This window comes from Longimicrobium sp. (assembly GCA_036377595.1).
Taxonomy (GTDB): Bacteria; Gemmatimonadota; Gemmatimonadetes; order Longimicrobiales; family Longimicrobiaceae; genus Longimicrobium.
Map to the genome: position 1 here is coordinate 42,667 of DASUYB010000023.1, position 12,115 is coordinate 54,781.

A 12,115-nucleotide genomic window follows, 5' to 3' on the forward strand; every position below is an offset into this window, starting at 1 on the left:
GGGCCGATCATCACCGCAGCTCCTTTCCCCCCGCGCGCGAGAGATCATGGTTGCACCCCACCCGCAGGACCGCCGCCCGTACTCCCGCATCCTGATCGTCGACGACGAAGACAGCCTGCGCAAGGTGCTCCGCCTGGGCCTTTCGCAGGACGGCTACGACGTGCGCGAGGCGGAGAACGGCCAGGTGGCGCTGGATCTGATGACGCGCTGGGCGCCGGACGTGATCGTCTCGGACCTGCTGATGCCCGAGGTGGACGGGATCGAGCTGCTGCGGCAGGCCAAGGAAGCCGACGACACCATCGGCTTCATCGTGCTGACCGGCGTGGGAACGACCAGGCAGGCGGTGCAGGCGCTGCGGCTGAGCGCCGACGACTACCTGCTCAAGCCGTACGACGTGGACGAGCTGTCGATCTCCGTCGGACGTGCCCTCGAGCGGCGCGCGCTGGTCAAGCAGAACCGCTTCTACCAGCAGTGCCTGGAGATGCGGGTGTCGCAACTGGGCCAGCAGCTGGAGAAGCTGACCGCCGAGGCGCTGATCTCCCTCGCGGGCGCGGTGGAGGCGCGCGACGGGTACACGGGCGCGCACCTGGAGCGGGTCACGCGCTACGCGCAGGCGGTGGGGATGGCGCTGGAGCTGGACCGCGACCGGCTGCGCACGCTGTGGATCGGCGCGCTGCTGCACGACATCGGCAAGATCAGCGTTCCCGACAGCGTGCTGAACAAGCCGTCGGCGCTCAGCCCGCACGAGCTGACGGTGATGCGCGAGCATCCCAAGCTCGGGGCGGCCATCCTGGAGCAGAGCTCCTTCCTTTCCACCGCGGTTCCCGCCGTCCTCCACCACCACGAGCGGTGGGACGGCGACGGCTATCCGTATGGGCTGCGCCGGGGCGAGATCCCCATCGAGGCGCGGGTGCTGGCGGTGGCAGACACCTACGACGCCATCATCACCGACCGCGCGTACCGTCCGCGCCGGCCGGAGGAGGCGGCCATCGCCGAGCTGCAGCGCTGCAGCGGCTCCCAGTTCGACCCCGAGGTGGTGGACGCGTTCGTCGAGGCGCGCCACCACGGCTTTCCCGAGCCGGTGGCGCCGCGCTTCTGGCAGAGCGACGCCATGCTCCTTCCCGAGCCGGCCCTGGCATGAGCCCCGTGCGCGAGCCGCCCCCGGCCCAGTCCGCCGCGTTCGCCATCTTCTGCGGCGAGCTGGCCGACACGCTGGCGCGGCCGGCCGAGCGCAAGCGCAACCTGGTGCGGCTGGCCGAGGCGCTGGGCGCGCTGGCCGGCGGCTCGGCCGTGGTGCTCTTCACCCCCGCGCCCGACGGCGTGCTGCAGTGCGACGTGGGCACCGCCGCGCTGGCCCACCTGGAGGGCGATCTCGTCCCCGCCGACGGCACGCTCGAGGGCGAGGCGTTCACCAGCCGCGAGGCGCGCACCTCGCCCAACCTGCGCGCCGACCCGCGGGCCTTCCTCCCCGTGCAGCGCGCGCTTCCCAACGCGCCGGCGCTGGCCACTCCTCTCCTCTCGGCGAGCGGATGCGCGGGCGTGGCGCTGCTGGCCAAGCCGCGCCGCGACACCGAGTTCGCGCCGTCGGAGATCGCCACGCTGCAGCTGGCGGCCACGCTGGTGGGCGGCGCGCTGCAGAGCTTCGGCGAGCACGAGCGGGTGCGCGCCAGCCGCGCGGTGATCGAGATGTGGCGCGCCGGGCGGAAGGAGAGCGAGGGCGACGCCGATGCCGCGCGGAGCGTGCTGCGTGCCGTGCGCCACGAGCTGAACACGCCGGTGGCGGTCATCTCCAGCAATCTCCAGCTCTGCGCCTCGCCCGACCCGGCGGACTGGAAGCTCCCCGCGCCCGAGCTCTGGCAGGCCATGCGCGCCGGCGCCGCGCGGCTGGAGGAGGTCAGCCGCCTCCTGCGCGCGCTGGACGAGAGCGACGGGCCCATCGCGCTGGACGAGCAGGGGCGCTTCATCCTCCCCGGCAGCACGAACGGGCACCCCAAGTAAGAGAGTGGTTTCACGCAGAGCAGCAGAGGCAGCAGAGAACTCACTCCGCTGCCTCTGCTGCTCTGCGTGAGCCAGATCTTTTCAGGATTTTGGATCGGCGCTGTCGGCGGATGCCCGCGAGGCGGTATTTTCGCCCGCGTGGGTGTGGGGATGACGATCGAGCGTGGAGATGGAGCGCGGATGGCGACGGGAGACGGCGGGGCGGGGGAGACGCTGGGGATGCTGCTGGAGCTGCTCGACCTCGAGCGACTCGACCTGAATCTCTATCGCGGGCAGAACCGCGACATCGGCTCGGGGCGATTGTTCGGCGGGCAGGTGCTGGCGCAGGCGCTGGTCGCCGCCGGGCGCACGGTGGAGGAGGGACGGAGCGCGCACTCGCTGCACGGCTACTTCATGCTCGCGGGCGACCTCGACATCCCCGTGGTCTACCAGGTCGACCGCATCCGCGACGGGCGCAGCTTCACCACGCGGCGCGTGCTGGCCATCCAGGAGGGGCGCGAGATCTTCACCATGACCTGCTCGTTCCACGTGGCCGAGCAGGGGATCGAGCACGCCGCCCCGATGCCGGACGTGCCCATGCCCGAAGATCTCCCGCGCGAGCTGGACCTGGTGCGCGCGATGGCCGAGCGCATCCCCGAGCCCGTGCGCGAGATCTACACGCAGGACCGACCGATCGACTTCCGCACCGTCAGCCCCGTCGATCCCTTCGCGCCGGAGGTGCGGCCTGCGGTGAAGCACACCTGGTTCCGCGTGGACGGCCGCCTCCCGGACGACGCGATCCTGCACCAGGCGGTGCTGGCGTACGCGTCGGACTACGGGCTGCTGGGCACGGCGCTGCTGCCGCACGGGCTGTCGTTCATGATGCGCCGGGTGCAGGCCGCCAGCCTGGACCACGCGGTGTGGTTCCACCGCCCGTTCCGCGTGGACGAATGGCTTCTCTACGCGATGGACGCCCCCGCCGCCGCCGGCGCCCGCGCCTTCACCCGCGGCTCGCTCTTCACCCGCGACGGCGCCCTCGTCGCCAGCACCGCGCAGGAGGGGCTCATCCGGCTGCGGAGCGGCGGGCAGGCTTGACGGAGGGGTGCGGCGCGAGGATCTGGAACTGTGCGATACCATCACCATCTGCAATGGAGGTGATCGTGTACCCCACGCTTGATGAGCTCACGGAGGGAGGTCAGCTGGTCGTCGACGAAGCGACGGATTGGGAGGTCGGCCGCTGGTGGGCCAAGGCGAGCGAGTTCCGCCGCGCGTCCGATTTGCTTCAGGAAGATCCGGACAATGCTTTTCTGCTTGGCTACATCGCTGCGGTACAGGCCGCGACCGCAATCGTCCGGGCGGGTGGATATCGGGCCGTTGGGCGGACGCTGCATCACAACACCTTCGCTGGTGCAGTTGCGCTCAGTGGAGGACGATTGTCGAAAGCCGGTAGAATGTTGGACCGGTTAGGGCCCGTCTTCGGCTCAGTGGATCGGGGTGAGCCGAATGTGTCGAGACGAGATCTCGAGTTGCTGCGTGCGGCGTCGGACAGCCTGTTCCGCGAGGTCGGTCGCGACTGAGTGGGAGAGAGCACACGCACGAAAAGCCCGCCGACCTCGAGGGTCGGCGGGCCTTGTGCTGGCCTGTCGGTGCCGGGCGCTTACGCGCCGAGCTTGCCGATGAAGGCGGTCAGGCGGCTCTTGGCGCGGGCGGCCTTGTTGGGATGCACGATGCGCTTGCGCGCCGCGCGGTCCAGCAGCGAGGTGGCCTCGCGGAGCGCCGTGGCGCCCTCGCCGGCGTTGGCGGCCGTGCGCACCTTCTTCAGCGCGCTGCGCAGCCGCGAGCGGAAGGCCCGGTTGCGGGCGGCACGGATCTCGTTGGTCCGCATCCGCTTCTCGGCGGACTTGACGTTCGGCAAGGCTGGCCTCCGGAAAACATCGGCGCCCTGCACGGGCGCCCGATCGGGTTGATACGGTTGACGTACTGCTGATTGCCCGGAAAACGGGAAGCCGAATTATACCCGAACTGCCCGGTGGTGTCAACCCCGCGCCACGGCTCGTTTTGACAAGCAATCACCCCGCGTCTAACTTGGCCGGCATGGATCCCCAGCGCCTGCAGGACGTCCTGCTCAGCCTTCCCGTTCTGCTCCTGGCCTTCTCCGTCCACGAGTTCATGCACGCCTACGTGGCCCTCAAGCAGGGCGACGACACCGCGTACATGCTGGGGCGGGTGACGCTGGACCCGCGCGCCCACATCGACCCCATCGGCAGCCTGCTCTTTCCGCTGATCGGGGCCATCTCCGGCGCGCCGCTGATCGGCTGGGCCAAGCCCACGCCCACCACGCCGCGCAAGTACCGCAAGTACGTGCAGGGCGACATCCTGGTCTCCCTGGCCGGGATCTTCGGCAACTTCCTGCTGATCCTGCTCTTCGCCGTCCTCTTCGCGCTGGCGGCGTTCGCGTTCCGCGCCAGCGGCGGGAGCGACGTGGCGGTGACCGCCGCGCGCCTGTTCGAGAAGGGCGTGCAGCTGAACTTCTTCCTCATCATCTTCAACCTCATCCCCGTGCCGCCGCTGGACGGGTCGCGCGTGCTCTACCACCTCCTCCCCGCCAACCTGGGGAGCGCCTACCGGCAGCTCTCCTCCTTCGGCTTCGTCATCCTCTACGCGCTGATCTTCACCGGCGCGCTCAACCGGCTGTTCTACGCGGTGGCCGACGTGCCGCGCTGGTTCCTGGTCCCCGGGCTGATGGTGCTGGGGGGATGAGCGTGCAGCAGACGCTGGAGGTGCCCGCGGCGGGGGCCCGCGACCCCTTCGAGATCGACCTGGAGCGCTTCCACGGGCCGCTGGACCTGCTGCTGCACCTGATCCGCAACCAGGACATCGACATCTTCGACATCCCCATCTCGCGGATCACCAAGCAGTTCCTGGAGGCGATCCGCGGGGTGGAGCGGCTGGAGCTGGAGCGCGCGGGCGAGTTCCTGGAGATGGCGGCCACGCTGGTGCGCATCAAGGCGCAGATGCTCTTCCCCCGGCGCGGCGACGAGGAGGAGGAGGGCGAGGACCCGCGCGCCGACCTGGTGCGGCGGCTGCTGGAGTACGAGCACTTCCGCGAGGCGGCGCGGCTGCTGGAGAAGGCCGAGCGGATGCGCGCGCGCCTCTTCGCCCGCGGCTTCGTGGAGGTGCGGCCGCAGCCGAAGCTCTCGGAGCTGCCGCTGGAGACGACGTGGGAAGACGTGTGGGATGCGGCGCTCAGGATGGGCGAGCGCCTGGCCGAACAGGCGGCGGTGCACACCGTGCAGGGGCGGCAGGTGCGGATCGAGGAGAAGATGAGCGAGGTGGTGGACGCGCTGGCCGAGCGGAAGCGGGTGGAGTTCGCCTCGCTGGTCGAGCGCTGGGGGACGCGGATCCACGCGGTGGCCACCCTGCTCGCCTGCCTGGAGCTGGGGAAGCGCAACGTCGTTCGCCTGCGCCAGAACCTCCCCTTCGACCCGCTGTGGATCTACCGCGCCCGGGAGCGGCGCGAGCAGGAGGCCGAGGCGTGACGTCCGGCATCGCCAACTGCCTGTCTCACGCGGAGGCGCGGAGGACGCGGAGAACTCAGCGCGGGACGAACTTCTCCGCGTCTCCGCGTCTCCGCGTGAGACCTGCCGTTCTGGGGATGGGGAATTTGTCCATCCTCCGGCCGAATCGGGGGGGGCAGGGGTGAGGGCGAGCCGCATGGTCGAGGCGCTGCTCTTCGCCAGCGAGGCGCCGCTGAGCGCGGCCGAGCTGGCGCGGGCGGACGAGTCGCTCGACGAGGAGCAGGTGGAGGCGGCCATTGCCGAGCTGCGCGCCGAGTACGACAACGAGGAGCGCGCGTTCGGCATCTTCGAGGTGGGCGGGGGCTACCAGATCCTCACCCGGCCGGAGTTCGCGCCGGTGCTGGAGCGCTTCGACACCGTCCCCTCCTCGCAGCGCCTGTCCGGCCCGGCGCTGGAGACGCTGGCGATCCTGGCCTACCGCCAGCCGGTGGGCCGCGCGGAGGTGGAGGACATCCGCGGGGTGGGCGCCGGCGCGGTGCTCAAGACGCTGCAGGAGCGCGGGCTGATCGAGGTGGTCGGCCGCGGCGAGGGGCTGGGGCGGCCGCTGCTGTACGGCACCACGCAGTTCTTCCTGCAGCACTTCGGCTTCCGCTCGCTCGACGACCTTCCGCGCCCCGAAGACCTGCCCGTGGTGCTGGCGCGCCGCGAGCCACCCGACCCCCAGCTGCCGCTCGGCGATGCCGCGTAAGAACCCGCAGCACCATCCCCACGGCGAGGCGGTGCGCCTGCAGGCGTTCCTGGCGCACTCGGGCGTGGCCTCGCGGCGCCACGCCGAGGAGCTGATCGCCGGCGGGCGCGTGTTCGTGAACGGCGTGAGCGTCACCGCGCCGGGGACGAAGATCACGCCGGGGGTGGACCACGTGGAGGTCGAGGGTCAGCCGGTGGAGGTGCAGCCCATCACCTGGATCGCCCTGCACAAGCCCAAGGGCTACGTCACCAGCCGCGACGACCCGTACGGCCGCAAGACCGTCTACGATCTCCTCCCCGAGAAATTCCACGGGCTCTTCCACGTGGGCCGGCTGGACCGCGACAGCGAGGGGATCCTGTTGCTGACCAACGACGGCGTGCTGGCCAACCGCATGCTGCACCCGTCGTTCGGGGTCACCAAGGAATACTGGGCCGACGTGGAGGGGAAGCCCACGGCGGAGCAGATGCACCGCATCGTGGAGGAGGGGGTGGAGGACGAGGGCGAGCACCTGCGCGCCGAGTCCATCCGCCGCCTGCACCAGACGGGCGAGAACGAGCACCGCCTCTCCGTCGTGCTGCGCGAGGGGAAGAAGCGCGAGGTGCGGCGGATGCTGGCCGCGCTGGGCCACCCCGTGCACCGGCTGATCCGCCGCCGCTTCGGCCCGATCTCGCTCGGCGAGCTGAAGCCCGGCAAGTGGCGGGTGGTGACGGAGGCGGAGCTGGCCACGCTGCGAAAAGGACGTGGAGACATGGCACAGGGAACCGGGGACAGGGCGATGGGCGGCGAGCGCCCCCCGCGCCGCAGGCCCGCCGAGCCGGACACGGCCGATGCGGCTCCGCCTCGCCAGTCCACGGAGCGGAGGGCGACGCACGGGAAGTACGCGCGCGCCGACAAGTCGCCGCGCGAGACATTCACCCGCTTCGAGAAGCTCCGCCGCGGCGACCAGCCCGCGCGCGACGAAACGCCCGCTCGCGGCGGCGGGCGCGCGGAGAAGCCCGAGCGCGGCGCGAAGCGTGGGGAGCGTGCCGCCAGAGGCGAGAAGCCGGAACGCGGTGCGAAGCGCGCGGAACGCGTCCCCGGCGGCGAGAAACCGGAACGCGGCGGGAAGTCCGCTCGCGCGGCGAAGCCGGGAGATCGCACCCGCAAGCCGGCGGAGCGCGCGACCGCCTCTCGCCGCGGCGACGACAAGCCGCGGCGCGCCAGCCAGCGCGGCGACGACGAGCAGCGGCCGTGGGAGGCGCCGAAGCCGCGGAAGCGTCCGGCGCCCGGCAAACCGTCCCCGCGGCGCGAGCGGGACGAGGAGGAGACGCCGGCGCGCGGTCCCGGTGGCGAGCGTGGCCCGGCCGGCCGCGGTAGATCGGGCGATGAGCGCCCTCGCGCGCGGCGTGATCGGGACGAGGAGACGCCGCGATCGCAGAAGCCGCCGCGAACAGGCAGGCCGTCGCCGCGCCGCGATCAGGACGAGGAGACGCCGCGCCGCGGGCGGGGCGAGCGGGACGCGGATCGCCCCGCGAAGCCGGGGAAACCGCGCGGCGCCGCGCCTCGCAGCGAGGCGGAGGACGATGTACGCGGGCCGGGTTACGGCCGCCGCGGCACGACCAAGCCGGGCGTGCGCGCCGCCCGCGACCGCGAGGAGGAAGAGGCGCGGCGTCCGTCCCGTCCCTCTGGCGGCGGACCCCGCGGCGGATCGCGTCCCGGCGGCCGCGGCGGCGCGGCGAAGGGCGAATCTCCCGCACGCGGGGGTGGAAAGCCCGGTGGCGCGCGTCCCCCGCGCGGCGCATCCATGCGCGACGACGACGAGGGCGCGTCTCCGCGAGGCGGAGGTGGGCGGCCGCCGCGCAAGGGCGGCCCCCCGCGCGGGCGCCGCTGACCGATCCAGATCGAATCACCCTGACGTAACGTTCTCTTGGATATCCGCGACACGCGCATCGTCATCCTCGGCGGCTCCGGGCTGGTGGGGATGGCCATCGCCCGCGAGCTGCTGCCCATGCGGCCGGCGCTGCTCGTCATCTCCGCCCTCACTCGCCGCGAGGCCGACAACGGCGTGGAGGAGCTGCGCCGCCACGCGCCCGACGGGGTGGAGATTGTCGGTGAGTGGGGGAACCTGTTCGTCCCCGCCGCGCTGAAGGACGAGCGCCGCGACACGCTGCTCGACGACTCCGCCGCGCGCGCCGCCATGCTCGATGAGCTGTACGGCCCGCTCGACGAGTCGGCGCTGCAGCGCTCCGCGCTGGGTGACTTGGTCCTCCGCCATCGTCCCGACGCGGTGATCGACTGCATCAACACGGCGACGGGGTTCGCGTACCAGAACGTGTTCAAGAGCGCGTCCGCCATCCGCGAGGCGGCGCGCGGCGGGCCGGTGGACCTGGAGATGGTGGAGAAGCACCTGGCCACCATCACCCTGCCGCACCTGATCCACCACGTGTGGGTCGCCCTGCACTCGATGCAGGCGGTGGGCACGCGCGTGTACCTGAAGATCGGCACCGCGGGCACGGGCGGGATGGGGCTCAACATCCCCTTCACCCACAGCGAGGACCGGCCGAGCCGGCAGCTCCTTTCCAAGTCCGCCGTCGCGGGCGCGCACACGCTACTGCTGTACCTGATGGCGCGCACGCCGGGCGCGCCGGCGGTGAAGGAGATCAAGCCGACCGCCGCCATCTCGTGGAAGGGGATCCGCTCGGGCGACGTGGTGTGGCGCGGCGCGCCGATCACCCGCGTGGACGCGGTGGCCCCCGTGCCGCTCGCCGAGGCGTTCGTCCCCCACGCGGAGCCGGGGAAGAACGGCGAGCGGCGGCGGGCGAAGAAGGAGTTCGGCCGCGACACGCTCTGGCGCGACAGCGGCCAGGTGCTGCAGGGCGTCTACCTCGACTCGGGAGAGAACGGCCTGTTCAGCCCCGACGAGTTCGAGGCCATCACCTCGCTCGGGCTGATGGAGTTCATCACCCCCGAGGAGATCGCCCGCGACGCGGTGCGCGAGATCGTCGGCCACCCGACGGGGCGCGACGTGGTCGCCGCGCTGGACGCGTCCACGAGCGGGCCGACCTATCGCGCGGGCGTGCTGCGGCAGAGCGCGCTGGCGTACATGGAAGAGCTGGAGGCCAGCGCCGAGCACCGCAGCGTGGGGTTCGAGATGCTGGGCCCGCCGCGGCTGACCAAGCTGCTGTTCGAGGGCGAGATCCTGCGGCGGATGTGCGGCGGCCGGCTGGAGTGCGCCGCCCAGCTCGACCCGGCGAAGGCCGCCTGCGACGCCGGCGCGCTGGTGCAGGCCGACGCCGACCTGCGCACGCGCGTCCTCTCCGCCAACCTGGCCATCCTCCTCCCCGACGGCGAGCGCCTGCTGCGCGGCCGCAAGGTGGAGATCGAGCCCGCGCCGGGCGAGGGGGTCGACGAGACCGCGTGGAAGGGGTGGGTGGACCTGCGCGCGGCCAACTGGGAGGCGTGGCGCGACCGCGCCGTCAGCGTGCTCGCGCGCATCGGCGGCGAGCCGGGGCCGGAGGGCGGGAGCCAGTGGGACATGGAGCCCTGGCACCGCGAGCGCACCATCCGCCCCGGCGCCCTGGCCGCGTGGATCTTCCGGTACGAGGACGAGGGGGAGCGGATCAAGCGCTGAGTGCTGATTCGAAATCCGGGAACTTGGTTGATGTACCCGGGCCGATCCAACGCTGACGTCATCCTGAGGCCGGCCAGACCCTAACCAGCGTCTGCGCAAGAGCTTGCAGGCCGAAGGATCTATCATCGCGTCAGCACGAGATTCGATCGGACGCGCCAATGCTTCACCCGGACCTGGTATGAGAGGGCTGGCCGGTTGTGACGGACGCCCCCCGCGCGAATGTCATTCCGAGTGGGGCCGCTGCTCCGGACCCTCGTCCGCGTTGATTTCGAGCGGCCCCCGAGGAATCCATAGCCAGCGTCCGAGCGAAAATCCGGGCGTTCGCGCGGAAGCGTGTTATAGATTCCTCGGGAGCCGCGCGGATGACGGTGCAGGGGAGGCTTCGGCGCAGCGGCTCCTCTCGGAATGACATACCCGTGCATCACCGGGCAGTCTGGTCGAATCTCGTAGCATCGCCACACCGATGAGCGGATCGAAGACCGTCTCGCAGATCGTCGTCGACCTCGCCAAGGGGCACTCCCTGAGCGAATTCTATCCGCTCGTCCATCCCACCCTCGTCACCCAGCTCCACAAGCTCGAAGAGAACCTGCAAGCGTACGGCGACGACCTCGTCATCAACGTCGCGCCCGGCGGGCTGGCGGTGGCGGGCGAGACGATGGCGCGGCGGTCGCCGCACGTGCAGCGGCTGGCGTCCAAGCTCAGCGAGCACGGCGTCCGCGAGGTCGTCCTCCAGCACCACGTGCTGGCCGAGTCGCTGGGGCGCTTCCTCTCCGGCGTCGCCCTGCCGCCGCGCGTGGTCGCGGCCGCGGGCGGGCTGGACGCGGCGCTGTCGGCGGCGGGCGTTTCGCGCGTGGCGGTGAACGGGCAGACCATCACCCCCGCGCCGATCGTGGTGGCCGCCGCGGGGCCGGCGCTCCCCGTCCCCGGATCGGCGAAGAAGGAGAAGGGCGTCTTCGACGACGTGGCGCTGTGGAGCACGCACGACATGTATCAGCAGGTGCAGCTCTCGGCGCGGCGGGTGGAGACGGAGGACCTGGAAGAGCTGCGGAAGATGCTGCGCGAGGGGGCCGACAGCGAGCGCGTGGAGGCGCTGCAGCGGCTGGAGTACGTGGCCCAGTGGTGCCTCGAGCGGGCGATGGTGGACCGGGCCATCGGCGTGCTGGCCGACCTCCGCCGCGACGCTGACACCATCGCCAAGCGCAACCCGGCAACGCGCGGCAGCATCATGATGGCCATGCACCGCATCGCCAACCGCCACATCATCGAGGAGATGGTGGAGCGGCTGGGCCGCAGCAAGACCGAGGACGACCGCGCCGCCATCCGCGGCGTTCTCCTCGCCCTCGGCGCCGAGGTGGTGACGCCGCTGGTCCGCAGCCTCGTCGCGGCGAGCGACCTCTCGGCACGCCGCGCCTACCGCGACGCGCTGGTGGAGCTCGACCGCGTGGGAGTGCCCCTGCTCGAGGACATGATCGGCGACGAGCGCTGGTTCGTGGTGCGCAACATGGTGGGGATCCTGGGCGAGATCCGCAGCGCCGACGCGCCCGAGCACTTCGCGCGCACCATCCGCCACCCCGACCTGCGCGTGCGCCGCGAGACCATCATCGCGCTCAGCAAGTTCGGCGGCGACGAGGCGGTGCAGCAGCTGATCGTGGGGCTGGGGGATGCGGAGCCGTCGCTGCGGTCGGCGGCGGCGCTGGGGCTCGGGCTCACCAAGGCGGGGACGGCGGTGAACCCGCTGATCAAGCGCCTGGGCGAGGAGACCGACCAGGAGACGGTGATCGAGATCCTGCGCGCGCTGGGCCGCATCGGTGACGCGCGCGCGGTGGCGCCGCTGGCCGACCGGGCGAGCGGCGGCAGCCTCTTCTCGCGCGTCCCCATCCCCATCCGCGTCGAGGCCATCCGCGCGCTCGGCGACATCGGCGGCGAAGCCGCGCGCACCGTGCTCCAGCGCCTCATGCGCGACCGCAACGACGCCGTGCGCGACGCGGCCGTCGCCGCGGCGAACGTGGTCGTGGGGGACCAGACAGGGGACAGGGAACAGGGGATAGGGGACAGGGGACAGGAGTCAGAGGAAAGCGAACCGCCGGCGGAGTAGCCGTCGGCACGAGGATGCCGATGCAGCTGCCCTCCGCCGGGATTCCGGGGGAGGCTTTTTGCGTTTCAGGCGGGCGTCTTCGCGGCCGCGGGCGGCCCCCTCCCCCGGCCCCTCCCCCGCTGCGCAGGGGAGGGGAGAACTCAGCGCTGCGACCGGGGTGGCGTGGA

General features: G+C 71.9%; 11 protein-coding genes. 10 read left to right on the forward strand and 1 reads right to left on the reverse strand.

Going from position 1 to position 12,115, the window contains the following annotated elements:
- Positions 1 to 46 precede the first annotated feature (46 nt).
- The 4 genes from VF092_03900 (at position 47) to VF092_03915 (ending at position 3,554) form a co-directional block, all read left to right on the forward strand.
- Complete coding sequence (locus VF092_03900; GenBank protein ID HEX6746434.1) at positions 47 to 1,141, forward strand: HD domain-containing phosphohydrolase; 1,095 nt, start codon at positions 47 to 49, stop codon at positions 1,139 to 1,141.
- On the forward strand, positions 1,138 to 1,998 hold the full coding sequence (locus VF092_03905) for a GAF domain-containing protein (protein HEX6746435.1): 861 nt from the start codon (positions 1,138 to 1,140) through the stop codon (positions 1,996 to 1,998). The genes VF092_03900 and VF092_03905 overlap by 4 nt, the downstream gene beginning before the upstream one ends.
- Positions 1,999 to 2,148: 150 nt before the next feature.
- Entirely contained in the window at positions 2,149 to 3,072 is a 924-nt protein-coding gene (tesB, locus tag VF092_03910; GenBank protein ID HEX6746436.1) for an acyl-CoA thioesterase II, read from the forward strand.
- Between the two features lie 53 nt (positions 3,073 to 3,125).
- Positions 3,126 to 3,554, forward strand: coding sequence for a hypothetical protein (locus VF092_03915; protein ID HEX6746437.1), 429 nt, complete (start codon positions 3,126 to 3,128; stop codon positions 3,552 to 3,554).
- 80 nt (positions 3,555 to 3,634) lie between these two features.
- Here the strand turns inward: VF092_03915 and rpsT are convergent, their stop codons facing one another.
- Complete coding sequence (gene rpsT / locus VF092_03920; GenBank protein HEX6746438.1) at positions 3,635 to 3,892, reverse strand: 30S ribosomal protein S20; 258 nt, start codon at positions 3,890 to 3,892, stop codon at positions 3,635 to 3,637.
- Positions 3,893 to 4,071: 179 nt separating this feature from the next.
- Here rpsT and VF092_03925 point away from each other — a divergent pair, with 179 nt between their 5' ends.
- The 6 genes from VF092_03925 (at position 4,072) to VF092_03950 (ending at position 11,948) form a co-directional block, all read left to right on the forward strand.
- Entirely contained in the window at positions 4,072 to 4,737 is a 666-nt protein-coding gene (locus VF092_03925) for a site-2 protease family protein (GenBank protein ID HEX6746439.1), read from the forward strand.
- A complete protein-coding gene (locus tag VF092_03930) occupies positions 4,734 to 5,516 on the forward strand; it encodes a segregation/condensation protein A (GenBank protein ID HEX6746440.1) in 783 nt (260 codons plus the stop codon). Before VF092_03925 ends, VF092_03930 begins: the two co-directional genes overlap by 4 nt.
- 160 nt (positions 5,517 to 5,676) lie before the next feature.
- Positions 5,677 to 6,243, forward strand: coding sequence for an SMC-Scp complex subunit ScpB (gene scpB / locus VF092_03935; protein HEX6746441.1), 567 nt, complete (start codon positions 5,677 to 5,679; stop codon positions 6,241 to 6,243).
- Positions 6,233 to 8,113, forward strand: a complete 1,881-nt coding sequence (locus VF092_03940) for a pseudouridine synthase (GenBank protein HEX6746442.1) — start codon at positions 6,233 to 6,235, stop codon at positions 8,111 to 8,113. Before scpB ends, VF092_03940 begins: the two co-directional genes overlap by 11 nt.
- A gap of 36 nt (positions 8,114 to 8,149) precedes the next feature.
- Positions 8,150 to 9,853, forward strand: a complete 1,704-nt coding sequence (locus tag VF092_03945) for a hypothetical protein (GenBank protein HEX6746443.1) — start codon at positions 8,150 to 8,152, stop codon at positions 9,851 to 9,853.
- 463 nt (positions 9,854 to 10,316) lie between these two features.
- Complete coding sequence (locus VF092_03950; GenBank protein ID HEX6746444.1) at positions 10,317 to 11,948, forward strand: HEAT repeat domain-containing protein; 1,632 nt, start codon at positions 10,317 to 10,319, stop codon at positions 11,946 to 11,948.
- Positions 11,949 to 12,115 lie beyond the last annotated feature (167 nt).

What these genes read in the sequence shown, in the direction of transcription:
- VF092_03925 (HEX6746439.1), top strand. Translation starts at nt 4,072, where the DNA reads ATGGATCCCCAGCGCCTGCAGGACGTCCTGCTCAGCCTTCCCGTTCTG.
- VF092_03905 (HEX6746435.1), top strand. Translation starts at nt 1,138, where the DNA reads ATGAGCCCCGTGCGCGAGCCGCCCCCGGCCCAGTCCGCCGCGTTCGCC.
- tesB (HEX6746436.1), top strand. Translation starts at nt 2,149, where the DNA reads ATGACGATCGAGCGTGGAGATGGAGCGCGGATGGCGACGGGAGACGGC.
- VF092_03900 (HEX6746434.1), top strand. Translation starts at nt 47, where the DNA reads ATGGTTGCACCCCACCCGCAGGACCGCCGCCCGTACTCCCGCATCCTG.
- VF092_03940 (HEX6746442.1), top strand. Translation starts at nt 6,233, where the DNA reads ATGCCGCGTAAGAACCCGCAGCACCATCCCCACGGCGAGGCGGTGCGC.
- VF092_03915 (HEX6746437.1), top strand. Translation starts at nt 3,126, where the DNA reads ATGGAGGTGATCGTGTACCCCACGCTTGATGAGCTCACGGAGGGAGGT.
- VF092_03950 (HEX6746444.1), top strand. Translation starts at nt 10,317, where the DNA reads ATGAGCGGATCGAAGACCGTCTCGCAGATCGTCGTCGACCTCGCCAAG.
- VF092_03930 (HEX6746440.1), top strand. Translation starts at nt 4,734, where the DNA reads ATGAGCGTGCAGCAGACGCTGGAGGTGCCCGCGGCGGGGGCCCGCGAC.